At 71.1% G+C, this 25,044-nt stretch carries 17 protein-coding genes; 14 read left to right on the top strand and 3 right to left on the bottom strand.

Translation table 11 applies throughout. The features are described 5' to 3' along the window. Positions 1 to 52 precede the first annotated feature (52 nt). Positions 53 to 925 carry a PhzF family phenazine biosynthesis isomerase gene (locus tag OHB01_RS02980; RefSeq protein ID WP_328854898.1) on the top strand — a complete coding sequence of 291 codons (873 nt, stop codon included), beginning with the start codon at positions 53 to 55 and terminating at the stop codon, positions 923 to 925. Between the two features lie 261 nt (positions 926 to 1,186). Then, on the top strand, positions 1,187 to 2,257 hold the full coding sequence (locus tag OHB01_RS02975; protein WP_142646142.1) for an ERCC4 domain-containing protein: 1,071 nt from the start codon (positions 1,187 to 1,189) through the stop codon (positions 2,255 to 2,257). Between the two features lie 170 nt (positions 2,258 to 2,427). On the opposite strand, the gene OHB01_RS02970 is transcribed toward OHB01_RS02975, so the two are convergent. Further along, positions 2,428 to 3,840, bottom strand: a complete 1,413-nt coding sequence (locus OHB01_RS02970; RefSeq protein WP_142646140.1) for a glycoside hydrolase family 6 protein — start codon at positions 3,838 to 3,840, stop codon at positions 2,428 to 2,430. Positions 3,841 to 4,201: 361 nt separating this feature from the next. Between OHB01_RS02970 and OHB01_RS02965 the strand changes: the two genes are divergently transcribed. The 7 genes from OHB01_RS02965 (at position 4,202) to OHB01_RS02935 (ending at position 14,173) form a co-directional block, all read left to right on the top strand. Beyond that, positions 4,202 to 6,271 (top strand): putative bifunctional diguanylate cyclase/phosphodiesterase, encoded by a 2,070-nt coding sequence (locus OHB01_RS02965; RefSeq protein ID WP_328710956.1) that lies wholly within the window; start codon positions 4,202 to 4,204, stop codon positions 6,269 to 6,271. Between the two features lie 426 nt (positions 6,272 to 6,697). Further along, positions 6,698 to 6,997 carry an Asp-tRNA(Asn)/Glu-tRNA(Gln) amidotransferase subunit GatC gene (gene gatC, locus OHB01_RS02960; RefSeq protein WP_142619286.1) on the top strand — a complete coding sequence of 100 codons (300 nt, stop codon included), beginning with the start codon at positions 6,698 to 6,700 and terminating at the stop codon, positions 6,995 to 6,997. Then, on the top strand, positions 6,994 to 8,484 hold the full coding sequence (gene gatA / locus OHB01_RS02955; protein WP_142646138.1) for an Asp-tRNA(Asn)/Glu-tRNA(Gln) amidotransferase subunit GatA: 1,491 nt from the start codon (positions 6,994 to 6,996) through the stop codon (positions 8,482 to 8,484). The genes gatC and gatA overlap by 4 nt, the downstream gene beginning before the upstream one ends. 25 nt (positions 8,485 to 8,509) lie before the next feature. Continuing rightward, positions 8,510 to 9,670, top strand: coding sequence for an ATP-binding protein (locus OHB01_RS02950; protein ID WP_328854897.1), 1,161 nt, complete (start codon positions 8,510 to 8,512; stop codon positions 9,668 to 9,670). Continuing rightward, entirely contained in the window at positions 9,667 to 10,257 is a 591-nt protein-coding gene (locus OHB01_RS02945) for a DUF4276 family protein (protein WP_147942955.1), read from the top strand. The genes OHB01_RS02950 and OHB01_RS02945 overlap by 4 nt, the downstream gene beginning before the upstream one ends. Next, entirely contained in the window at positions 10,254 to 11,762 is a 1,509-nt protein-coding gene (gene gatB, locus OHB01_RS02940; protein WP_260617150.1) for an Asp-tRNA(Asn)/Glu-tRNA(Gln) amidotransferase subunit GatB, read from the top strand. The genes OHB01_RS02945 and gatB overlap by 4 nt, the downstream gene beginning before the upstream one ends. Positions 11,763 to 12,283: 521 nt before the next feature. Beyond that, positions 12,284 to 14,173 (top strand): VanW family protein, encoded by a 1,890-nt coding sequence (locus tag OHB01_RS02935; protein ID WP_142646132.1) that lies wholly within the window; start codon positions 12,284 to 12,286, stop codon positions 14,171 to 14,173. Here OHB01_RS02935 and OHB01_RS02930 read toward each other — a convergent pair whose 3' ends face one another. Continuing rightward, entirely contained in the window at positions 14,174 to 15,316 is a 1,143-nt protein-coding gene (locus OHB01_RS02930; protein WP_328854896.1) for a PQQ-dependent sugar dehydrogenase, read from the bottom strand. It abuts the gene before it with no gap. A 66-nt stretch (positions 15,317 to 15,382) separates the two neighbouring features. Here OHB01_RS02930 and OHB01_RS02925 point away from each other — a divergent pair, with 66 nt between their 5' ends. The 5 genes from OHB01_RS02925 to ilvC all read left to right on the top strand — a co-directional run bounded on the left by OHB01_RS02925 (position 15,383) and on the right by ilvC (position 23,119). Further along, the gene (locus OHB01_RS02925; RefSeq protein WP_147942953.1) at positions 15,383 to 16,315 is read left to right on the top strand and encodes a 2-hydroxyacid dehydrogenase; all 933 of its coding nucleotides are present in this window, start codon (positions 15,383 to 15,385) and stop codon (positions 16,313 to 16,315) included. 189 nt (positions 16,316 to 16,504) lie between these two features. Continuing rightward, entirely contained in the window at positions 16,505 to 19,273 is a 2,769-nt protein-coding gene (locus tag OHB01_RS02920) for a putative bifunctional diguanylate cyclase/phosphodiesterase (protein WP_419197564.1), read from the top strand. A 395-nt stretch (positions 19,274 to 19,668) separates the two neighbouring features. Continuing rightward, the gene (locus OHB01_RS02915) at positions 19,669 to 21,489 is read left to right on the top strand and encodes an acetolactate synthase large subunit (RefSeq protein WP_205829943.1); all 1,821 of its coding nucleotides are present in this window, start codon (positions 19,669 to 19,671) and stop codon (positions 21,487 to 21,489) included. Positions 21,490 to 21,544: 55 nt separating this feature from the next. After that, a complete protein-coding gene (gene ilvN / locus OHB01_RS02910; RefSeq protein WP_030506098.1) occupies positions 21,545 to 22,069 on the top strand; it encodes an acetolactate synthase small subunit in 525 nt (174 codons plus the stop codon). A gap of 57 nt (positions 22,070 to 22,126) precedes the next feature. Further along, positions 22,127 to 23,119, top strand: coding sequence for a ketol-acid reductoisomerase (gene ilvC / locus OHB01_RS02905; protein WP_142646338.1), 993 nt, complete (start codon positions 22,127 to 22,129; stop codon positions 23,117 to 23,119). A 283-nt stretch (positions 23,120 to 23,402) separates the two neighbouring features. On the opposite strand, the gene dacB is transcribed toward ilvC, so the two are convergent. Then, positions 23,403 to 25,028 carry a D-alanyl-D-alanine carboxypeptidase/D-alanyl-D-alanine-endopeptidase gene (gene dacB / locus OHB01_RS02900; protein ID WP_328854895.1) on the bottom strand — a complete coding sequence of 542 codons (1,626 nt, stop codon included), beginning with the start codon at positions 25,026 to 25,028 and terminating at the stop codon, positions 23,403 to 23,405. Between the last annotated feature and the right edge of the window lie 16 nt (positions 25,029 to 25,044).

Raw genomic sequence — 25,044 nt, 5'->3', positions numbered from 1 at the left:
GGGGAACATGGCCAACTGCTCTGCCGTTGGCCGAGACATGCCGAGTTCTGCGATGCCCATAGCCGAAGTCATGCACTACGCGGCCTTCACCACCGATCCCGCCGGCGGCAACATGGCCGGAGTGGTGCTCGACGCCGCAGGTCTGGACGACGCGGACATGCTCGCCGTCGCCGCAGAGGTGGGCCACCCGGAGACGGCCTTTCTGAGCGAGGCTCCCGCGCGTCTCACCGAGGCCGGCCGGACGTTCGCCGTCCGTTATTTCAGCCCGAAGCGGGAGGTGCCGTTCTGCGGGCACGCCACGGTGGCGTCCGCGGTCGCGCTGGCCGAGCGGATCGGCCCGGGTGGCCTGGTCTTCGAGACGAAGGCGGGAACCGTACCCGTCGACGTGGCGGCGGACGACGACGGCGTGCTGTGGGCGACGCTGACCAGTGTGGATCCGTACGTCGAGCCGGTCGGCGAGGACGACGTGGCACAGGCGCTCGACGCGCTGAGGTGGCGGATCGACGAGCTCGATCCCGAGCTGCCCCCGCGGATCGCGTACGCCGGGTCGCGCCATCTCGTCCTGGCCGCCGCCACCCGCGAGCGCCTGGCCGATCTGGACTACGACTTCCCGGGGCTGGCGCGCTACATGACCGAACGGGATCTCATCACCCTGCAACTGGTGTGGCGCGAGTCGGCGGACACCTTCCAGGTGCGTGATCCGTTCCCCGTCGGCGGGATCGTGGAGGACCCGGCCACCGGGGCCGCCGCGGCCGCTTTCGGCGCGTACCTGCGGGAGCTCGGCAAGGCCGGTCCCGGCGCCGTGCTGACCCTGCACCAGGGTGTGGACATGGGACGGCCCGGCCTGCTGCGGGTGGAGTTGCGGGACGGGGACACCAGGGTTCGGGTGTCCGGCGCCGGGGTGCCTGTTCCGGCCGGCGACTGATCTGCGCATGCCCCCGGAAGACTGCGGCCGCGAACCGGTGGCAGCCCTCGCGGACGAAGCCCATCCGGCCCACGGCGAAGCGGTGGCATGGTTCGGCGTGACTGGGACGCCGCGGCGATCGGTGGGACCGTCGCCGGTGATCCCGCCGAGTCGTCCGAGACTCAACCGTTCAGGCTTCGTTCCGCCGTGGGCCGCCGGGGACGTTCCTGCGGATTGTGAAAGAGGCCTGGAGGAGGGCGGCGGAGCAGGGAGAATGCAGGCGTGCAGCGTGACTTCGTCATCGTCCGCAATCCAGACCCCGACTCCCGCCTGCCGTACCTGATTCGCGTGCCGTTGGGCGCGGCGGGTCTGGTGCTGCGCGCGGGCGGGACCTGGCCCCGCGAGAGGGCGATCTACTGCTACCCGGCCGGCGATGACGAGTGGCCGGCCGAGCCGGAGGTGATCGAGCGCGTGCCGGTCCGCCAGTGCGTACGGCGGGGCGCCGCGATCGACCTGGTTCTCGACCGCGGCAGGGAGAACCGGTCGCAGATCGTCTACACCACCGCCCGGGGGCGGGACGCGATCTTCTGGCAGACGGCCCGGGTGCGCAAGCAGGCCAGGCCGGGCGTCCGCACTCCGACCGCGCGGGCCTCCGGCATCGCCGCTCTGCCGATCGTCGTGGACAGCGGTGAGCGGTACGGTTACCGCTTCGCCTCGCAGCAGGTCCAGATCGACAAGCGCCGCCTGCCCGCCGGTGACTACGCGGTCGAGAGAGACGGCCGGGTATGGGCCGCCGTCGAGCGCAAGAGCCTGCCCGACCTCGTGGCCAGCCTCCTCAACTCACGGTTGAAATTCCAGCTCACCGAGTTGGCCGCGCTGCCGCGCGCCGCCGTCGTGGTCGAGGACCGCTACTCGGAGGTGTTCAAACTCGACCGTGTCCGGCCCGCGGTGGTGGCCGACGGCATCGCCGAACTGCAAGTGACCTTCCCCGGTGTCCCGATCGTGTTCTGCGAGACCAGGAAACTCGCCGAGGAATGGACCTATCGCTTCCTGGCCGCCGCGTACGCGCTGGCCATCATGCCTGCGGAAGACGGCGAGGCGTACGAGACGCCGGGGGCGGGCCCATCGCGGCGGCCGGTTTCTGAGACGCCGGCTTCGGACCTTCGGCGGCACACGCCGTCCGCGACCGATGCGCAGGCTCCGGACCTTCGGCGGCACACGCCGTCCGCGAGCAACGGCCCGACGACAGCGGAGATCCGGAGATGGGCCCGGAACAACGGCCTGGACGTGTCCGATCGCGGCAGGCTCCGCCCCGAGATCCGGCTCGCCTACGAGCGCGCCCACGAGGAATGACCCGCCTGTAGGTCCGGCCAGGAGCCGAGCCGACGCGTCAGCAACGAGTGCCCGGCCCCCCGGCGCCTTGGGAGACGGCGGCCTGGACACGGAACCCACGAAGGCGTGCCGTACGGGTGGGGAGTCCGTACGGCACGCCTGGACTATGCGGCTGGACTATGCGGCGGGGATCAGGCCGTGGTGCAGACCAGCGGAGACGGGGTGGACGGGGTCCCGCTGGAGCTGCCGAGGAAGCCGAACGCGGTGCTCGCGCCGGGGGCGAGGTTGCCGTTCCAGCTCAGGTTCGAGGCCGTGACATTGGTGCTGCCGGTCAGGTTGGCGTTCCACGACTGGGTGATGGACTGCCCGCCGGGCATCGTCCAGCTCACGGTCCAGTTGTTGATCGCCGAAGAGCCCGCGTTGGTCACGGTGATCTCACCCTGGAAGCCGCCCTGCCACGAGCTGATGACCTTGTAGGTCGCCGTGCAGCCGCCGTTGCCGGGGAAGGTCGGCGAGGCCGACGGAGAAGGCGACGGCGACGGAGACGGCGACGGGGACGGGGACGGGGACGGGGACGGGGACGGGGACGGGGACGGGGAGGGCGACGGCGACCGGGTCGGCGACGGCGACGGAGACGGCGAGGGGGTGTACGGGGCGGCTATCGCCAGGTCGTAGGCCCGCTGCGGCACGAACTGCCCTGCAGGGGCGATGCAGCCGTCGGACTCGCCCGGAGGCTTGACCCAGAGGAAGGCGGCGATCGCCGAGTCGCCGGTGTTCGTGGTGCTCCAGGTGCCGGTGGCGCGGCCGGCCGGGTCACACCACTCGGTGCCGACCGGGCCGTTGCCGTTGCGGCTGGTGTCGATCACGGCCTTCAGCCAGGAGTAGCCGGTGGCCGAGATGACGCTCTTGGCGTAGGAGACAGCGCCCGAGGTGAAGCGGTAGTTGGAGACGTTGAGGGCGATGCCGTCCGCGCTGTTGGCGATGTCGGCGCCGCGCAGCCGGTTGGCCATGTCGGAGGCGCCCACCCAGGCGTCGTTGCCCGCGTCGAAGAAGACCTTGACGTTCGGGGAGGTGGCCTTGAACTTCTTCCCGGCGTACGCCATGGAGGCCTGGACCTCGGCCTGCTGCGAGGAGTTCATGCAGTTCGGCATGATCGCCAGGGCGTCGGGCTCCAGGATGATGTAGGCGGGCCGCCCACCGAGCCCCGCGGCGACCTGATCGATCCAGGCGCGGTACGACGAGTGGTCGGGCGCGCCGCCCGCGCTCGCGCCGCCGCAGTCGCGGTTCGGCATCTCGTACACGACCATGATCGGGATCTTGCCGGCGGAGGCGGCGGCTCCGACGTACGCGTCGACCTGGCTGCGTACGGTCGAGGGGTTGTAGCTGGCGAACCACCGGCCCTGCGGGACGGCGGCGATGCGGTCCCTGATCACCGGGGTGCGGCTGTCACCGGGGTTGGCGGCCACCCACTTGGCCGCGTTGGTCGTCGGGTCGACGTAGAACTCGGAGTCGGCGGCTTGCGCGGCGGAGGAGGTGAGCACGGACGCTCCCACCGCGGCCGTGGCGACCGCTGTGAGTACAGCTGCCGTCAATCTGCGAGACATGGAAATACTCCGTCCGGTAGAGTGGGAGCGCTCCCACATGTCTCTGGATGGTAGGGAGCAGACAGCGGGTCCAAGAAGGGTCGCTCAGGGTTTGTTTGGACGGCCAACCTAGTAGGCGCAGGCGGGCGGGGGAGTGGACCTGTGGAGCAGTTGAAACTTTCACCCCAACTCCGGCCAGACCGTGATATCTCCAGAAATCATGGTGACGGAGTGTGCCCAAGCGGTTTCGCGAAGTGGCCCAGAGGTCGTACCCTCCCATAGTGACCTCTTGGGGGGTTTCTTACCGATGACGCTTTCACGCGGTCTTATGCCGCTTGCCGGGGTGCCACGTGTCCTCCTGCCCGCCGTCGACCTGGGCGAAATGTCCACGCCCGTCGACACCCGGGACACCGGACCGCGCCCGGGCTCGCCCCTGTGGGCCTACCTCACGGCGGTCACCGCCGTCGGCGTCACCGCGCTGGTGATCGCGCAGGTGCGGCTCGGCTTCGGCGAACTGGGTGAGGTGGCCCGCACTCCGCTGTTCTGGATGCTGACGGTCCTGGTCGTGCTGGGCGAGCTGCGCCCGGTCATGTTCAGCTCCTCGACGCTCGTCGGGGGCACGCCGGCATCGACGATGTTCACCTTCGCCGTGCTGATGTACCAGGGCCTGCCGACGGCGGCGCTGATGCAGGCGGTCGCCGTGGTGGTCAGCGGGCTGGTGCATCGCAGGGCCTGGCACCGGGTGCTGTTCAACCTCTCCCAGGTGACCCTGGCCTGCGTGGCGGCCGCGGGGGCCTTCGCCGCGTTCGGCGCGCATGCGGCGCCCCTCACGCCCCGGACGCCCGACGGCGCGGACATCCCGGCCATCGCGGTGGCCGCCACGGCGTACTTCGCGGTCCGCGCGATCCTGGTCTGCCAGGCGGTGGCGCTGCACGAGCGCCGGCCGCTGGCCCGGGTGATGAAGGCGTCGATCGGCCCGCAGGCCCTCGTCTACGGGGCGCTGCTCGGGCTCGCGCCCCTTGTCGTGGTCGTGATGGCGCACTCCACGGCCCTGGTGCCGCTCTTCGTCGCGCCGCTGGCCGCGGTCTACTTCACCGCGACGCTCTCGCTCCGCCGCGACCACCAGGCCACCCATGACGGGCTCACCGGCCTGCCGAACCGCAAGATGCTCATCCTGCGCACTGAGGAAGCCCTGGCCGAGGCGCGCGAGCACGAGCGGGTGGGGCTGCTCCTGCTCGACCTCGACCGCTTCAAGGAGGTCAACGACACGCTCGGCCATCCGGTCGGCGACCGGCTGCTGCAGATCGTGGCCCACCGGCTCACCCACAGCGTGCGGCCGGGCGACGTGGTCGCCCGGCTCGGCGGGGACGAGTTCGCGGTGCTGCTGCCGTCGATCAGGGACGCCCACGCGGCCAGGGAGGTCGCCTCGCGGCTGCGGGTCGCGCTGACCGAGCCGGTACGCCTTGAGGGGATGACATTCGATCTCGACGCGTCGATCGGCATCGCGCTCTATCCCGACCACGCGCCGGACTTCGAACTGCTCATGCAGCGCTCCGACGTGGCGATGTACCTCGCCAAGGAGGGCCGTACGGGCGTCGAGTTCTACCTGCCGGGCAAGGACCGCAACTCGCCGGAACGCCTCAGCCTGCTCGGCGACCTGCGCCGGGCGATCGACGCCGACGAGCTGGAGCTCCACTATCAGCCCAAGGTGAGCCTGGAGGACGGCAGGGTCGAGAGCGTCGAGGCGCTGCTGCGCTGGTGGCACCCGGTGCGCGGGCCGATCTCACCCGCCGAGTTCATCCCGCTGGCCGAGCAGTCCTACCTGATGCGCGAGCTCACCCAGCACGTCATCGGCCACGCGCTGCAGCAGGCGGCCCGCTGGTGGCACGCGGGGATCGACGTGCCGGTCTCCGTCAACGTGTCGGCCCGCGACCTGCTGGATTCGAGCCTGCCCGAGCAACTGGAGTCCGGGCTGGAGAAGCTGGACCTGCCCCCGGAGGCCATCCGGCTGGAGGTCACCGAACGTATTCTCATGACCGATCAGGCCTATAGCGCCGACACGATCCGCACCCTGGCCGGTCTCGGCATCCAGCTGGCCCTGGACGACTTCGGCACCGGCTACTCCTCGCTGGTACGGCTCCAGCGGCTCCCGGTCTCCGAGGTCAAGATCGACGCGTCGTTCGTACGCCGGCTCGGGGAGTCGCCGGACGACGAGCGGATCGTCCGCTCGATCATCGACCTCGTACGGTCCCTCGGGCTGAGGTCGGTGGCCGAGGGGGTCGAGTCGCCGGAGGTCGCGACGCTGCTGCGCGAGATGGGCTGCCACGCGGGCCAGGGCTGGTGGCTGGCCAAGCCCATGCCCGCGAGCGAGGCGACCACATGGCTGCGCGGCCGGCTCAGCGCGGCCTTCCGCGACCGCGAGACCGGCGGAGCCCGCCTCGCGCCCCACTGAACCGCCACACCGAGCCGCCACACCGAGCCGCCACACCGAGCCGCCACACCGAGCTTCCACACCGAGCTTCCACACCGAGCTTCCACACTGGGTCTCCGGGCAGCCGCGCTGGGCGGCAGCACCGAACCGCCATGCTGCGTGATCGCGTTTTGCCGTCGCGCTGAACCCGTCGCGCTGAACAGCCGCGCTGGGCGGCCACAGTGGGTCTCCACAGTGGGCAGCCGCGCTGATCTGTCGTGCCGGGCCGTCGGCGCCGCGCCGCCCGCGCCGGCCCGCCCGCGCTGGGGAGGGCGCGGCAGGGCGTCGGCCTCGGCGCGGGAGTCGCGTTAAGAGGATGTGACGCGCCGTCGCCGGTTCGGCCGCGCTCGGCGACGAGCCCTAGGATGGGTAGGTCCAATCTCCATCATGAAACGGGTTCGACGACTCATGTCCGCCATAACCCGCGATGAGGTCGCTCACCTCGCCCGGCTGTCCCGGCTGGCACTGGCCGACGACGAGCTCGACCACTTCGCCGCCCAGCTCGACCAGATCGTCGGCGCCGTCGCCCGTGTCGCGGAGGTGGCGGCCGACGACATCCCGCCGTCCTCGCACGCGCTTCCGCTGACCAACGTGTTCCGGCCCGACGTCGTACGGCCCGGCCTCACGCCGGAGGGCGCCCTGTCCGGCGCGCCCGCGGTGGAGGACGACCGATTCCGCGTGCCGCGGATCCTCGGGGAGGAAGAATGAGCTTGATTCGCAAGACCGCCGCCGAGCTCGGCGCGCTGGTCGCCTCCCGAGAGGTCACCGCGGTCGAGGTCACCCAGGCCCATCTCGACCGGATCGCCGAGGTCGACGGCCGGGTCAACGCCTTCCTGCACGTGGACGCCGAGTCCGCGCTGGCGCAGGCGCGCTCGGTCGACGAGCGCATCGCCGCCGGCGAGACGCTCGGGCCGCTGGCCGGGGTGCCGATCGCGCACAAGGACGTGTTCACCACGACCGACATGCCGACGACCGCAGGCTCGAAGATCCTCGAAGGCTGGCGCCCACCGTACGACGCGACCGTGACCCGCCGCCTGCGCGAGGCCGGCCTGGTGATCCTCGGCAAGACCAACCTGGACGAGTTCGCCATGGGGTCGTCCACGGAGAACTCGGCGTACGGGCCGACGCACAACCCCTGGGACCTGTCCCGGATTCCGGGCGGTTCTTCCGGAGGTTCGTCGGCCGCGGTGTCCGCCTACGAGGCGCCGCTGTCCACCGGCACCGACACGGGCGGCTCGATCCGCCAGCCCGCCGCGGTGACCGGCATCGTCGGCATGAAGCCGACGTACGGCGGCTCGTCCCGCTATGGGCTGATCGCGTTCGCGTCCTCGCTCGACACGCCCGGGCCGTTCGCCCGCAACGTGCTCGACGCGGCGCTGCTGCACGAGGCCTTCTCCGGCCACGACCCGCTCGACTCGACCTCGATCGACGCGCCGGTCCCGCCGGTGGTCGAGGCCGCGCGGCACGCCGACGTGGCGGGCATGCGGGTCGGCGTGGTCAAGGAGTTCGGCGGGGAGGGCTACCAGCCCGGCGTGCTCGCCCGGTTCAACGAGGCCGTCGAGCTGCTTGAGTCGCTCGGGGCCAAGGTCGTCGAGGTCTCCTGCCCGACGTTCTCCTACGCGCTGCCCGCGTACTACCTGATCGCGCCCTCGGAGTGCTCGTCCAACCTGGCCCGCTTCGACGCCATGCGGTACGGCCTGCGCGTCGGCGACGACGGCACCCGCAGCGCCGAGGAGGTCATGGCCCTGACCCGGGCGGCCGGTTTCGGGCCCGAGGTCAAGCGGCGCATCATGCTCGGCACCTACGCCCTGTCGTCCGGCTACTACGACGCCTACTACGGGCAGGCCCAGAAGGTCCGCACGCTGATCATGCGGGACTTCGAGGCGGCCTTCCAGCAGGTGGACGTGCTGGTATCGCCGACCACGCCGACCACCGCCTTCCCGATCGGTGAGCGGGCCGACGACCCGATGGCGATGTACCTCGCCGACCTGTGCACGATCCCGACCAACCTGGCCGGCAACGCGGCGATCTCGGTGCCGTGCGGCCTGGCCGACGAGGACGGCCTGCCGGTCGGACTGCAGGTCATGGCACCGGTCCTGGCCGACGACCGCTGCTACCGGGTCGGCGCCGCCGTGGAGAAGGCATTCGAGAGCCGGTGGGGCGGCCCGCTGCTGTCCCGCGCGCCCGCGCTCTAGTCGCCGAGAGGAGGGGAACGGCGGCATGATCACCCGCATCGAGATCGACGGCTTCAAGTCCTTCCTGGACTTCCGGCTCGACGTGCCGCCGTTCCTCGCCCTCGTCGGCCCCAACTCCAGCGGCAAGTCCAACCTGCTGGACGCGTTCCTGTATCTGCGCGATTCCGCGTGGGGTCCCGAGGCGCTTCTGACCCCCTCCAGGGGAAGGCCCCATGAGCTGTTCCATCGGGTGAGCAAAGGCCGGCCGGTGACCGAGTTCACGATCCGAGCATGGACTTTGACCCACATCGGCGACGGCATCCTGCCGTTTCTCTACTACAGCGGTGCTGATCTCGGCGACGACGGCGTTCCCCGGCCTTGGGCGCTCTCGGCCGGGCCGCTACGAGAGTCTTTCTTCCCAGTGCTTTCCCCGTGGCTTCCGCACGAGCCCGAGAAGGCGCAGAAGGCGCTGAGCCGGGAGATGTCCAATCCGAGCCGCTATGTGCAGCTTCTGAATTCCGAGGTCGATGCCTGGAATATGCACCAGGTGGAGCCGGATTGTTTGCGCTCCTGGTCGTCGGCGGCGGATCACGGACCACTGCGGGCGGATGGCGGCAATCTGGCTTCCGTTCTCGGGCGGCTCAAGGCGGAGGGAGTGCTCGAAGAACTCCTCGTGGACATGGTGGCGCTCATCCCGGACATCACCGGGATCGAGCCGATCCTGGACGAACGGCGTCAGGAATGGACGTTCGACGTCATCGTGGACGGCCAGGGGGCGATACCCAGCACACTGCTGTCCGACGGGACGCTCAGGGTCATCGCGCTGCTGGCCGCGCTGCATGATCCGGCTCACGCCGGAGTGCTGCTCATCGAGGAGATCGAGAACGGGCTGCACCCCAGCCGCCTCGCGGAGCTACTCCGCAGGATCCAGGGCAGGGTCACCGATCTCAACGACCCGGAGAGCGCCAAACGACCGTTGCGGCAGGTGATCCTCACCACGCACTCGCCGGTGGTCGTCTCCGAGCTGTACCGGCTCCGGCCGGACGCGCTGGTCTTCCTCGACACCGCCGTACGCGTCGATCCCGACAACGACAGGATCTCCCGGGTCACGGTCGCCAAGCCGGTGCGGTCGGAGGGGGAGCCGGGCACGTTCGTCTCTCCGCGCCAGGTGAGGAAGTATCTGAGCGCGGTGGGCGAGGTGCCATGAGCAGGCCGCTGGTGCCCGGGCTGATCGCCGAGGGGGAGACAGACGAGGTCTTCCTCGGAGTGGTGATCTCCCGGCAGCTCCGTGAGCTCACCGCGCAGTCATCCCGGTGCGCCGTCGACGTGGAGAGCACCGAAATCGGCGCCTGCCGATCGATCTACGACCACGGCAGGATGACCGGCGCGCTGCGTGAGCTGGCGAGCGACTGCCACCTGCTTTTCGTCCACAACGACCACAGGGAGCGGGACAAGGCGGACCGGGTCGTGCGGGACTCGGGACTGCCCACACCGGTGATCGCGCTGGTACCGGTTCAGGAGACCGAGGCGTGGCTTCTCGCGGACGCGGGCGTGTGGCGCCGGTTGAGCGGGAGCGACCACGGACGGTTGCCCGCCCGCCCGCGGGACGTCGAGAAGATCGCGGACCCCAAGAAAACACTCGCCGAGGTGGCGCCGCGCCGCGGAAAACCCGTTCGTGACTACTTCGAATACATCGCTCGTAACATCGACCTCGACGTTCTCGCCCAGGTGCCCGCGTACGCGGACTGGGTCTCCGACGCGAGGAACGCATTGAAGGGACTTGGTTACCTGTGAGCAGCACTGAGACGCTCATGCCGTACGACGAGGCGCTGGAGCGCTTCGAGCCGGTGCTGGGGCTGGAGACGCACGTCGAGCTGGGCACCGAATCGAAGATGTTCTGCGGCTGCCCGACGACCTTCGGCGCGCCGCCGAACACGCAGGTCTGCCCGGTGTGCCTGGCACTGCCCGGCTCGCTGCCGACGGCCAACGAGAAGGCGATCGAGTCGACGATCCGGATCGGCCTCGCGCTCAACTGCACCATCGCCGAGTGGTGCAGGTTCGCCCGGAAGAACTACTTCTATCCGGACATGCCGAAGAACTACCAGATCAGCCAGTACGACGAGCCGCTGTGCACGGACGGCTACCTGGACGTCGAGGTGGACGGGAAGACCGTCCGCGTGGAGATCGAGCGGGTCCACCTGGAGGAGGACACCGGCAAGTCCACCCACGTGGGCGGCGCGACCGGGCGCATCCACGGCGCCGACTACTCGATCGTCGACTACAACCGCGCCGGCATCCCGCTCGTGGAGATCGTGACCAAGCCGATCGCCGGCACCGACAGGCTCGCCCCCGAGGTCGCCCGCGCGTACGTCACCGAGCTGCGCGAGGTGATGCGCTCGCTCGGCGTGTCCGACGTGCGGATGGAGCAGGGCTCGCTGCGCTGCGACGTGAACGTCTCGCTGATGCCGCGCGGCTCGTCGGAGTGGGGCACCCGTACGGAGACCAAGAACGTCAACTCGCTGCGCAGCGTCGAGCGGGCGGTGCGGGGCGAGATCGAGCGCCAGGCGGCCATCCTCGCCGAGGGCGGCCGGATCGTGCAGGAGACCCGCCACTTCCACGAGGACACCGGCCAGACGACCTCCGGGCGGTCCAAGGAAGAGGCGCAGGACTACCGCTACTTCCCCGAGCCCGACCTGCTGCCGATGGCGCCCGACCCGGCCTGGGTCGAGTCGCTGAAGGCGGCGCTGCCCGAGCTGCCGTCGGCGCGGCGCAAGCGGCTCCAGCAGGAGTGGGGCGTGTCCGACCTGGACATGGCCGCCATGCACAACGCCGACGCGATCGACCTGGTCGAGGCGACGGTGGCCGCGGGCGCGCCCGCCGCCGACGCGCGCAAGTGGTGGATGGGCGAGCTGGCCCGCAGGGCCAACGAGACGGCCACGGCGCTCGCCGACCTGCCGATCACCCCGGCGCAGGTCGCCCGGGTGACCGAGCTGGTCGCCTCCGGCGCGCTGAACGACAAGCTGGCCCGCCAGGTGCTGGAGGGCGTGCTCGCCGGCGAGGGCGGCCCGGACGAGGTCGTGGCCAAGCGCGGGCTCCAGGTCGTCAGCGACGAGGGCGAGCTGTCGGCGATCATCGACCAGGTGCTGGCCGACAACGCCGACGCCGCCGAGAAGGTGCGCGGCGGGAAGATCGCGGCCGTGGGCGCGCTGGTCGGCGGCGTGATGAAGGCCAGCCGGGGCAAGGCGGACGCGGGCCGGGCCCGCGAGCTGATCCTCGAGAAGCTGGGCGTGCAGGGCTGACGGGCCTCGCGCACTTCGGTCACTGTGGCGGTCATCGCAAAGCCTGACCGACGCGTCCACCCACCTCGGGCACGTCGGTCACTGCGCCGGAAAGGAAGCGCCGGTCCTCGCGAAGCCCGCACCGCTGGACCCTCGCTGCGGTCCTGGCTCCCTCCACTCCGGTGAACGTCGCGGACGCCGCCTCGGCGGGGGTCGCGCGGCAAGGTGAGAACGGCCGGTCACGGTTTCGCGTGGCCGGCCGTTGGCCTTTTCCTTTGTTGGGTTTGTTCCGGTTTGTTCCGAATCGTGCTTCCGGCGAAAGTGGCGTCGGTGAAAATCGCGTCTTCTGCACGGAAAGCGACCTTTCTGGCGAGTGCGGAAGGTGTTGCTTCGGGACATATCCAGCGGAGGGCGTTTAGGGTTAACTGATCGCGAGTTGACCTTGAGCTGGAGGAGTCTGAGGCGTGCGCAACGCCGGAGCGTCCGTCGACCCGCCCACGGATCCGTCCGGGGCGGCGTCCGCTCCTCCGCACAAACATCCCGTGCGCCGCGTCACCTCACTGCCCCGCGGGGTCTCGGCCCTCCCCCGAGGGGTGTCGGCCGACATCTTCGCCGAACCTCCCGCTCCCGCCGCACCGGCCGCCAAGCCGTCCGGTGGCGGGAGCATCCCGCCGCCTGCCGCGCCGGTCGAGCCGTGGCGGGTGCCGGAGCGCCCGGCGCGTGAGGAACCCGCCGTCGTCCCGTCGCAGGATCCCGACGACCTTTACGACCCCGTCCCGCAGGGCCGTACGCTCCGCCGTACGCTGATCGGCCTGGCGGTGTTGCTCCTGCTGCTCTATCTCGTGCCGGCCGTCTTCATGGCGGGGAAGGTCCTGCCCGGCACGACGGTGCTCGGCGTCGACATCGGCGGGCAGAGCAGGCCGGAGGCAGTCGCCACCTTGCGCGAACGGCTGTACGCCCAGGCCAGGACGCCGGTGATCGTACGGCAGGGCACGCGGCGGCTGACCGTGGACCCGCAGCAGGCCGGTCTGATGCTCGATGCCGAGGCCACGGTCACGGCCGCGCCGGGCGGCTTTCCCAACCCCCTGGAGGTGTGGAACGCGCTGACCGGCACCCGTGAGGTGAAGCCCGTCGTGTCGGTGGACCGCCGCAAACTCGACGAGGCGGTGGCCAGGTTCGTCGCCGCGCCGCTGGAACGCCCGGGGCGCGAGGGAGACGTCTCGTTCGAGGGGGTCACCCCGGTCCCGATCTATCCCCGGGTCGGCTACGTCATCGACAGGAAGGCGACGGCCGACCAGATCGTCCGGGGATACCTCGACCCCGTGGCCGTCGTCGTGGCGCCCACGTCGCGTGATCTGCCGCACATCACCCGGGCCGAGGTGCGGCGCGCCCTGCAGTGGGCGCGACGCGCGGTGGCCGCGCCGCTCACGCTGACCAACGGGACCGCGTCGGTCAGCCTGTCACCCGCCACACTGGCGCGATATCTCACGTTCGCGCCCGACGGAGCGGTCCTGCGGCCGCACTTCGACGCCGTGGCTGCGGTCAGGAGCGTCGAGCCCACGCTGGTCGGCCCCTCGCGGGTGGCCCGCGACGCCGCCTTCACGGTGAAGGACGGCCGGCCGGTCCTGGTGCCCGGCAGGCCGGGCGACCGGGTGGACACGGACCGTCTCGCCGCGGACGTGCTGGCCGCCCTCGACGGCAGCGACCGTACGGTGGCCGTGTCGGTCGTGAACGGCCCGCCACGGATCACCGACACCGCGGCGCAGCGGATGGGGATCCGGGAGGAGATCGGCCGTTTCACCACCTCCTACGCCTGCTGTCCCCAGAGCGCGGCCAACATCCGCACCGCCGCCGCGCTCCTCGACGGCCGTCTCGTGGAGCCGGGGGAGACGTTCTCGTTCAACGGGGTCGTCGGCCCGCGCACGGCGGCCGCGGGGTTCGACGGCATCACCCCCACCATGATCCACGGCCGGGCCGGCACGGAGGCGGCGGGGATGACCCAGGTCGCGACCACCCTGCTGAACGCCGTGATCCGCGCCGGGCTCCGGGTCGGCGAGCACACCCCGCCCGAGGTCCACGCCTCCCAGCTGCCGGCCGGCACCGAGGCCGCCGTGTCCTTCCCCGGCCCCGACCTGCGCTGGAGGAACGACTCGCAATACGGCGTGCTCGTCCACGCGTCCACGAGCGGCACCTCGCTGACCGTGACGCTGTGGAGCACCAAGCGGTACGACGTGGAGGTGCAGGAGCCGGTCGTCGGGCAGCGGGTCGAGGTGCCCGCCGTGACCGGTCAGGGGCCGGGCTGCGTGACGACGCAGGGGCAGCCCGGTTTCACCGCCGCGGTGACGCGGGTGCTGCGGCAGAACGGCGAGGTGGTCTCCCGGCAGACCTTCCGCACCTCCTACCACGCCCAGGCCGCGGTCATCTGCCGCTGATCAGGAAGGCCGCACCACCAGGATCCGGTCGTCGCCGTCCCTGGGGGAGCCGCGCCCGTCCCGGTTGCTGGTGCCCACCCACAGCGTGCCGTCGGACGCGGTGGCCACCGCGCGCATCCTGCCGTACTCGCCCATGTAGAGCGCGGCGGGACGTCCGGCGCGGCCCGAGGCGTCCACCGGAACGCGCCACAGGCGCTCGCCGCGCAGCGCCGCGGCCCACAGCGCCCCCGAGGCGTACGCGAGACCGGACGGCGACGCCTCGTCGGTCGACCAGGTGAGCAGGGGGTCGGTGTATCCGGACCGGTGGCCCACCCCTTCGACCTCCGGCCAGCCGTAGTTGTGGCCCTTCTCGATGAGGTTGATCTCGTCGTAGGTGTTCTGGCCGAACTCGGTGGCGTACATGTGTCCCCGGTCGTCCCAGGCCATCCCCTGCACGTTGCGGTGCCCATAGGTCCACACGAGGGTGCCGAAGGGGTTGCCGGGAGCGGGCCGGCCGTCCGCCGTCATGCGCAGGATCTTGCCGCCCAGCGAGTTCCTGTCCTGGGCCATGCCGCGTTCGCCGGTCTCCCCGGTCGAGGCGTACAGGTAGCCGTCGGGGCCGAAGGCGAGGCGGCCCCCGTTGTGGATGGCACCCTTCGGGATGCCGCTGACGATCACCTTCCGGTCGGAGAGCCCTCCGTCGTAGCGGTAGCGGACGATCCGGTTGTCGTCCTGGGCGGTGAAGTAGACGAAGACATAGTGGTCGTCGGCATAGCGGGGCGAGACGGCCACGCCCAGCAGGCCGCCCTCGCCGCTCGCGGCCACCCCCTCGATCACGCCGGCCTCGTGGACCTGGCCGCCCGGGGTGACCCGCAGCAGCCGCGCCGACTCGCGCTCGGTCACCAGCGCGTCGCCGCCGGGCAGGAACGCGATCGCCCAGGGCACGCTCAGGCCGGTGACCAGCGTGCGCGGTGCGGCGGGGGCGACGCTCGTCTCACCGCCGGCGGGAGTCGCGCCCGCGCCACCGGCGGTGGCGGCGTCGCTCGCGGCGGACAGGGGCGGGGGAGTCCTGCCCCCGCCCTCCTCACCCGGCGCGCACGCCGCGGTCGCCGTCAGAAGGGCCGCCCCCAGCAGCGCCGCGCCCACCCCGTGCCTGTTCGCCATCCCTGATGACCTCCTCATGCACCCCATACTCGCTGGCCGGGCCGATGGTTCCCTAGGTTTGTTCCTGTGAAGATCTGGGTCGCATCACAGGACATCGCCGACGCGCTCACAGAGCTGCCCGAAGGCCTCCCCTCCCTTGACTGCGTCGTGTACGACGGGCGGACGCCGTTGCCCGGCCCGCCCGAGGACGTGGAGATCTGGGTGCCTCCGCTGGTCCCGCTGCCGGACACCCCCGGCCTCCTGGGCCGCATGACCAGCCTCCGCCTGCTGCAGACCGTGACGGCGGGGGTCGAGCCCTACCTTCCGCACGTGCCGCCGAAGGCGGTCCTGTGCAACGCGCGCGGCGTCCACGACGCGGGCACGGCCGAGTGGGCGGTGGGCGCGATGATCGCGATGCTGCGGGAGTTCCCCGATTTCGCGGCCGCCCAGGCCAGGCGGGAGTGGACCTACCACCACACCGGCGTCCTCGCCGACAGCACCGTGCTGATCGTCGGGTACGGCTCGATCGGCGAGGCGCTCGAACGGCGTCTTGCCGGATTCGAGGTGGACATCGTGCGGGTGGCGCGCACGGCCCGCGACAGCGCCCACGGCCGTGTCCATGGTGAGAGCGAACTGCCCGCGCTGCTGCCCGAGGCGGACGTGGTCGTGCTCCTGGTGCCCGCCACCCCGGGGACGGCCGGCCTGGTGGACGCCGGGTTCCTCGCCCGGATGAAGGACGGCGCGCTGCTGGTGAACGCCGCGCGCGGGTCGGTCGTGGACGCCGACGCGCTGCTGGCCGAGTTGCTGACGGGCAGGCTGCGGGCGGCGCTCGATGTCACGCCCGTCGAGCCGTTGCCGTCCGACCACCCGCTGTGGACCGCGCCGGGGGTCTTCATCACCCCGCACATCGCCGGCAGCACGCCCGCGTCGGTGCGGCGTACGCGGAGGCTGGTGCGGGAACAGGTGATCCGTCATCTGACGGGCCGTCCACTCGATAACATGATCACCGGGCATTACTGACCGCTCCGTTAAGGATTCCGGAACGTGGCTGCCTCGTGACCTGGGGTGCGTACGGTGAAGCTCAGCGTGCGCGGCTGGTTATCAGATCGGTGACGACTCGCTCGTTGTCCCCCTCTCGATCAGCGGGAGTGCGCACACTGGCCATGTGACAGGGAGAGTAAAGCCGAGTCGAGAACGGGAGGGGCAGTGATGGCACACCCCACCGAATCCGGCGACGCTGACACAACTCCGGACTCGGCCAAAACCCCGGCGGACACGACAACCGGAGACGAATCGGCGACAGGTGCAGAGGCGACGCGCGTGAACGGCAGGCGTGACCCCCGGGTCCCACTCACCACGGCGGCCGGGCTCGGCGCGGTGGCGGTCGTCGTGGCCCTGGTCACCGGAGGCTCGGCACCGGTCGTGACCGCGGTCGCGGGTGTCGTCACCGGCCTGCTCGCGGCCATCTCGCTGATCATGGCCGCCTCCCGCGTCGTCCCCGTCCACCGGCGCCAGCCCGGCGCGTGGCGGTGGATGGCCGCCGGGTCGCTGACCTGGCTCCTCGGCGTCGGGGTGCGCCCCGTGGCCGACGGCACGCCGTTCGTGCTCACCTTCGCCGACCTGCTCATGCTCGTCGGGTCCGTGCTGCTCGCGATCGGCTGCGGCATGTCGGTGAAACCACCCGCGTTCACACGCGGGGTGATACGCCAGGCGGCCGACGCCTACCTGGGCGCGGCGTCGGTCTTCGCCGTGGCCTGGGTCGCCGTGCTCGGCCCGGCGTTCCGTAAGGCGGAGGACACTGGAGCGTTCTTCGTCGCGCTCGCGCTGCCCGTGGTCTGCCTGCTCGCGACCTGCGCCGTGACCCCGGCCGTGGCGGCCTCCCGGTCGGGCAACCGGGTGGTCGGGCTCGCCGGTGTGGGACTGCTCACCGCGATAACGGCGGCGGAGCTGGCCACGGCCCTCGCCCGCCTCGACGGCGACACCCCGCCGCTCGCGGCGGGGCTCGTCGTCCCGGCCATGCTGCTGGTCCTCGCCGTCGCCCCGTGGGTGCACGAGGACCGGCCGGTCAGGCCGTTGCCCGCCGCGCTGACGGCCGCCACCCCGCTCGTGCTGGTCGCCGCGGCCACGCTGGTCGCCACCCTGTACGCGATCGGGAACAGCCGCGACGCCGCCCTGGTGATCGTGGCCGCCTCGGTCGTCCTCGTCCTGCTCGGCCGCCTGTTCGTGCTCCTGGTCGAGACCGCGGGCATGCGCCGCCTGGTCGACGTCGGAGAGCAGCAACTGCGCAGGCTCGCCGAGAACACCGGCGACGTCGTGCTGGTGTGCGATCCCCGCGGGATCATCCAGGAGGTCGGCCCCGGCCTGGAGACGACGTACGGCTACTGCCCCGACGACCTCGCCTTCCGGCCGATCTTCGACTACATCCACCCCGAGGACGTGCCTGCCGTACAGGCCCTCCTCGACCGCATGATGGACGACGAGGACGACGGGCCGGATCAGGAGGGTGAGCCGGCGCAGGAGGGCGGCACCCGCATCTCCTGCCGGTTCCGCGCCTCCGACGGCACCTGGCGTCCCACCGAGTCCGTCGCCGCCCGGCACGTACGCGACGACGACCTCGTCCTGGTCACGATCCGCGACCTCAGCGACCAGGTGGCCCTGCGCAACCAGGTCACCCACCTGACCTTCCACGACGGGGTCACCGGGCTGCCCAACCGGGCCTACTTCGAGGAGCGCGCCCGGGACGTGCTCACCCGCCGGGGAGCCGGCGGGACCGCGGTGATCTTCCTGGACCTCGACGGCTTCACCTCCGTCAACGACTCCGTCGGCCACGCCAGCGGCGACCACCTGCTCGGCCAGGCCGCCCGCCGCCTGCGCTCGGCCGTACGCGCCGACGACACGCTCGCCCGGTGGGGCGGGGACGAGTTCGCGGTGCTGCTGGAGGGCGGCGCGTCCGGAGGCACCGACGCGCAGACCGCCATCGACCTGGCCGAACGGCTCGTCCGCGCGGTCTCCAACGAGCCGTTCCGGGTGGCCGACCGCGACATCGCGCTGACGGCCAGCGTCGGCGTGGCCTTCGCCGAGGAGGACCTGCCGCCCGGAGACCTGCTGCGCAACGCCGACGTGGCGATGTCGCGGGCCAAGGAGCTCGGCGGGCGCCGGGTGGAGGTCTTCGCCACCCACATGCACGCCGACGTCCTGCGCCGCCTGGAGATCGCCTCCGACCTGCAGCGGGCGCTGCTGGAGAACCAGTTCGCGATCGAGTATCAGCCCGTGGTCGACCTGGCCACGTCGCAGGTGACCGCCGTCGAGGCGCTGGTGCGCTGGTGGCGGGGCAGCACGTTCGTGCCGCCCGAGCAGTTCCTCGGGCCCGCCGAGGACACCGGGATCATCGTGCCGCTCAGCGAGTGGATCCTGCGCGAGGCGTGCCGCGAGGTGGCGGCCTGGCGCGCGTCGTCGTGGGACATCGGGCTGGCGCTGAACCTGTCCGCGCGGCAGATCATGGCCCCGCGCTTCGTGGAGACCGTGGCGGAGGCGCTGAGCGAGAGCGGGCTGCCCGCCAGCAAGCTGACCCTCGAAGTCATCGAGGAGATGCTGGTCGAGGACGCCGGCGAGATGATCAGCAGGCTGTCGGAGCTGAGGACACTCGGCGTACGGCTGGCCATCGACGACTTCGGCACCGGCTACGCGTCGCTCGCGTTCCTGCGGCAACTGCCGGTCGACATGATCAAGATCGACCCGTCGTTCGTCTCCGGACTCGGCCGCGACGACACGCTGACCCTGCTGACGAAGACGATCGTGCAGCTCGGCAACGACCTCGGGCTGATCGTCGTCGCCGAGGGCATCGAGCGGCCCGAGCAACTCGACCTCCTGCGCAAGATGGGCTGCACGCGCGGCCAGGGCTATCTGGTGGCCCGTCCCATGACCGCACGGGGCGTCGACTCCCTGATGCCGAGCACGACCCTCCAGAACACCGCCTGAGCCGCGCCGAAGGCGCGCCGTGAGCACAGCGTCATGCCGGAGGCGCGCCAGGGGGCAGCGTCGATCGTCTGGGCGCTTTGATCGGCTGGGCCGTGCCTGCGGCACGCAAGGAGCGCGTCCCTCGTCGCGCGTGGTCGCTTCGCACCCGCGCGCCTCAGTCCAGAACGGTGGCGCGGACACGCGGCGTCGTGCCGGCCGCGCTGCGGGTCGCATAGCCTGGGAGTCCGTTGTGGGTGTCTTGGATGGCGAGACGGGCGTCCCACATGATTTGACGTGGAGGCGCTCCATCGGACATCGTTGTAGCCATGCATAGCGGTGGGATTCTCGTAGTACTTCGCAGGCGCGCAGCCTGACGAAGCACTAGGTCCTGCGCGCGCCCCAGCTCCGCTCAGCGGATGGGGCATTTTTTATGCCAGGAGCCACGCCAAGCAGCCCAGCCAGAAGCAAGCTCAGCCACAAGGAACGAGCCGATGACCGAGAAAATGACAGGTGCCCAGGCCCTCGTGCGGGCGCTGGAGCAGGTCGGGGTCGACACGGTGTTCGGGATCCCCGGCGGGGCCATTCTCCCCGCCTACGATCCCCTCTACGACTCGACCAAGGTCCGGCACGTGCTTGTACGGCACGAGCAGGGCGCCGGCCACGCGGCCGAGGGCTATGCGCAGGCGACCGGCAGGGTCGGGGTGTGCATGGCCACCAGCGGCCCGGGGGCGACCAATCTGGTGACCCCGATCGCCGACGCCTACATGGACTCGGTGCCGATCGTCGCGATCACCGGGCAGGTCTCCACCCCGCTCATCGGGACCGACGCGTTCCAGGAAGCCGACATCTCCGGTATCACGATGCCGATCACCAAGCACAACTTCCTCGTCACCAAGGCCGAGGACATCCCGCGGACCATCGCCGAGGCGTTCCACATCGCCGCGACCGGCCGTCCGGGGCCGGTGCTGGTGGACATCGCCAAGGACGCCCTGCAGGCGACCACCACCTTCTCCTGGCCGCCGGTCATGCAGCTTCCCGGCTACCGTCCGGTGACCCGGCCGCATTCCAAGCAGATTCGCGAGGCCGCCCGGCTGATGACCGAGGCCAAGCGGCCGGTGTTCTATGTCGGCGGCGGCGTGCACAAGGCGCGCGCCTCGGCCGAGCTGCTGGAGCTGGCCGAGCTGACCGGCATCCCGGTGGTCACCACGCTGATGGCGCGGGGCACCTTCCCCGACAGCCACCCCCAGCACATGGGCATGCCCGGCATGCACGGCAGCGTCTCGGCCGTCGGCGCCCTGCAGCGCTCCGACCTGCTGATCGCGCTCGGCACCCGGTTCGACGACCGGGTCACCGGCCAGCTGTCCAGCTTCGCTCCGCACGCCAAGGTCATCCACGCCGACATCGACCCCGCGGAGATCTCCAAGAACCGCCACGCCGACGTCCCGATCGTGGGCGACTGCCGCGAGGTGATCGGCGACCTGATCACGGCGGTGCGGACCGAGCAGGCCGAGGGCCGCAAGGGCGACTACAGCGAGTGGTGGCGGCTGCTCAACGGCTACAAGGAGACCTACCCGCTGGGCTACGAGGAGTTCGCCGACGGCTCGCTGGCCCCGCAGTACGTCATGGAGCGGCTGAGCGCGCTGGTCGGAGCGGACGCGATCTACGCGGCGGGCGTCGGCCAGCACCAGATGTGGGCCGCCCAGTTCATCAAGTACGAGCACCCGGGGACGTTCATCAACTCCGGCGGCGCGGGCACGATGGGGTACGCCGTGCCGGCCGCCATGGGCGCCAAGATGGGCCGCCCGGACAAGGTCGTGTGGGCCGTCGACGGCGACGGATGCTTCCAGATGACCAACCAGGAGCTGGCGACCTGCGCGATCGAGGGTGTGCCGATCAAGGTGGCGGTCATCAACAACGGCAACCTCGGCATGGTCCGCCAGTGGCAGACCCTGTTCTACGACGAGCGCTACTCCAACACCGATCTGCAGCGGCCCAAGCGCATTCCCGACTTCGTGAAGCTCGCCGAAGCGTACGGTTGCGTCGGCCTGCGGTGTGAGCGTCCCGAGGACGTGGACGACACGATCCGCAAGGCCATGGAGATCAACGACGTGCCGGTGGTGGTCGATTTCGTCGTGCACCAGGACGCGATGGTCTGGCCGATGGTCGCGGCCGGCACGAGCAACGACGACATCAAGTACGCCCGTGACATGGCGCCGAACTGGGAGGGTGGAGAATGAGCCCCGCCCAGGCCCGACCCGTTCACGACCAGCAGCGCGAGGAGATGGAGCAAGCATGAGTCGCCACACGCTGTCCGTGCTGGTGGAGAACAAGCCGGGCGTGCTGGCCCGGGTCGCCGCCCTGTTCAGCCGCCGCGGGTTCAACATCGACTCGCTGGCGGTCGGGCCCACGGAGCACGACGACATCTCGCGGATGACCATCGTCGTCAACGTGGAGGACCTCCCGCTGGAGCAGGTCACCAAACAGCTCAACAAGCTGGTCAACGTCATCAAGATCGTCGAGCTCGACAACAGCCAGTCGGTGCAGCGCGAGCTGATGTTGATCAAGGTGCGGACCGACTCGGAGAGCCGGTCGCACGTCCTCGAACTCGTGAACCTCTTCCGGGCACGCTGCGTTGACGTGGCTCCGGACGCGGTGACGATCGAGGTCACCGGGACGACCGACAAGCTGGAGGCGTTCGTCCGGGTCCTTGAGCCGTACGGCATCAAGGAGCTCGTGCAGTCGGGCATGGTGGCCATCGGCCGCGGCGCCCGTTCCATCACCGACCGCTCGCTTCGCGCCCTCGACCGCAGCGCATAGCTCCCATGGCAGGCACGTCGCGACGGACAACCCGTGAAAGGCAAGCAAGTGACTGAGATCTTCTACGACGACGACGCCGACCTGTCGATCATCCAGGGCCGCCACGTCGCGGTGCTGGGTTACGGCAGCCAGGGCCACGCGCACGCCCTGAGCCTGCGCGACTCGGGTGTGGACGTCCGGGTCGGCCTGCCCGAGGGCTCCAAGAGCCGGGAGAAGGCCGAGGCCGACGGGCTGCGCGTGCTGTCGCCGGGCGAGGCCGTCGAAGAGGCCGACCTCACGATGATCCTCGCGCCGGACCACATCCAGCGGCACCTGTACGCCGAGCACGTCGCGCCGAACCTCGTCGAGGGCGACGCGCTGTTCTTCGGCCACGGCCTCAACATCCGCTACGGCCTCATCGAGGCCCCGGCGGGCGTCGACGTCGCGATGGTGGCGCCGAAGGGCCCGGGTCACCTGGTCCGCCGCCAGTACTCGGCCGGTCGCGGCGTGCCCTGTCTGGTCGCCGTCGAGCGCGACGCCACCGGCAACGCCTGGCCGCTCGTGCTGTCGTACGCCAAGGGCATCGGCGGCACCCGCGCCGGCGCGCTGAAGACGACCTTCACCGAGGAGACCGAGACCGACCTGTTCGGCGAGCAGGCCGTGCTGTGCGGCGGCGTCTCCGAGCTGATCAAGGCCGGTTTCGAGACGCTGATCGAGGCCGGCTACCAGCCGGAGGTCGCCTACTTCGAGTGCCTCCACGAGATGAAGCTGATCGTGGACCTCATGTACGAGGGCGGCATCTCCAAGATGTACTGGTCGGTGTCCGACACCGCCGAGTACGGCGGCTACACCCGTGGCCCGCGCGTGGTCAACGCGGAGACCAAGAAGGAGATGCGCCGCATCCTCGACGAGATCCAGGACGGCCGCTTCGCCCGCGAGCTGGTCGAGGAGTTCGACTCCGGCCAGACCAACTTCAAGCGCTACCGCGAGGAGCTGGCGGGCCACTCCATCGAGCAGACCGGCGGCAAGCTCCGCCCGATGATGAGCTGGCTCAAGGGCGAGCAGGCCTGAGGCTCGCGAACGCTCGCGTGACCGCGGCGCCGCTCCCCGCCCGGAAGGGCGGGGCGCGGCGCCGCGTCGCGTTTCACGCCTCCCGCCGACCGGCACCGGCCCCCGCCGACCGGCACTGCCCCCCACCGGTTTCCGGCAGCTCCCACCAGCCCCCACCAGCCCCCGCCGACCCCGCCGACCCCGCCGGTCAGCGCTGGGACCCGAACGGCCCGGCACCGTCGCAGCCGGTAGGCGGACCTCAGAGCACTGTCGCCGCCGGTCTAGCGGCCGGGGCCGGACGGGGTCAGCACCGGGCGGGCTTGAGCCAGGAGCATTCGAGGTCACCGGCCGAGGGCCGCCGCGACGCCTGGCCGGTCTCCTGCGGCGTCGGCTCCGGAGCCACACCGCGCGCGTCCGCCGAGACGCCCGCCGCCTCATCGACCGTCTCATCGACCGTCTCATCGACCGGGGCGTTCCTGGTGAACTGCGCCAGCCTGACGGCGATCCGGTCCTCCAGGTCGCGCGGCGGGCCGGACAGGTAGCCGTTGCTGATGACCGAGAAGACCAGCGGCTCGCCGTCCGCGCTGGTCACGTAGCCCGACAGCGCGGTCACGCCGGTCAGCGAGCCGGTCTTGGCGTGCACGTTCCCGGCCGCCGCCGTGCCGCCCATCCTGCTGCGCAGTGTCCCGCCGACCATGCGCTCCGCCTCTCCCGCGATCGGCAGGGCGGCGTACCAGGTGGGGAACCAGGGCTTGCCGCGCACCGCCGCGAGCAGGGCGGTGATCCCGCCGGGCGTCAGGGCGTCCACCCGGGACAGGCCCGAGCCGTCCCGCAGCCGCAGCGTCTTCACACCGTTGGCCTGCGCGAACGCGGTCGTCACGGCGAGCCCGGCCGCCCATGTTCCCGCGCCGGAGACCTTGCGTCCCATCGCCTTGGTGAGGATCTCCGCGTGCATGTTGTTGCTCAGCTTCAGGAACGGCACGAGCAGGTCGCCGAGAGGCATCGACCGGCGTGCGGCGACCGTGACCGCCTTCGCGGTGGCGGTCCCGCGCACGGTCGGCCCGAGCACCTTCACGCCGTGCCGGGCCAGCCCCTCACGGAACAGGGTGGCCGCGTAGAGCGTGGGGTCCCACACCGCGACCCACTCGTCGTACGGCTCGGCGACCGTGCCGCTGACCACGACGGTGTTGGTGCCGTGCTGCCGCTCGACGAGCACGTCCGTCTCGTCGCCGGTGACGGCCTTGTTCACGATCGTCACGTAGCCGGTGGCCGGGGTGGTGGAGACCTTGGCGGCCTTGCCGGGGCCGCTTCCGGGCGCGACCGAGACGATCACGGAGCCCGCGTCGTAGTCGGTGTCGGGCGCCGCGGTCAGCGCCGAGATCTGCCCGGCGTAGTAGTACGGCTCGTCGTCCCAGGCCCAGTCGGTGCCGAGCCGTACGTCGTCGAACCAGGTGTCGTCGGCGACCAGCCGTCCCGTGACGACCTTGACGCCGGCCGCCGCGACCTTGGCGGCGAGCGCGTCGTAGTCGGCGGCGAGCATGGTGGGGTCGCCCGTGCCCCGCAGCGTGAGGTCGCCCACGACCGTACGGCCCGCCTTGGACGCGGCGAGCACGTCGGTCGTGAACCGGAAGTCCGCGCCGAGCGTGTCGAGAGCGGCGGCGGAGGTGAGCAGCTTGGTGTTGGATGCGGGGGCGAACAGCTTGTCCGCGTCGAGGGAGTAGAGGTCCTCGCCGCTGGCGGCGGCACGTACGGCGACGCCCGCCCGCGCGGGGGCCAGCCGGGAGTCGGCGAGGATCTGGTCGAGGTCGCGGGTCAGGTCCGCGATGCCGGGGGCCGGACCCCGCGCTCCGGCGGGGACGCCGGACCCGGCGATTCCGGTGGCCAGGACGGCACCGGCCAGCATGATCGTGATACGTCGTGACAATCGCACGGTCCGCTCCCGGGTG

The organism is Microbispora hainanensis (assembly GCF_036186745.1).
Taxonomy (GTDB): domain Bacteria; phylum Actinomycetota; class Actinomycetes; order Streptosporangiales; family Streptosporangiaceae; genus Microbispora.
Note: the sequence above shows the minus strand (reverse complement) of the source record. Positions and strands in the feature narration are given on the sequence as shown.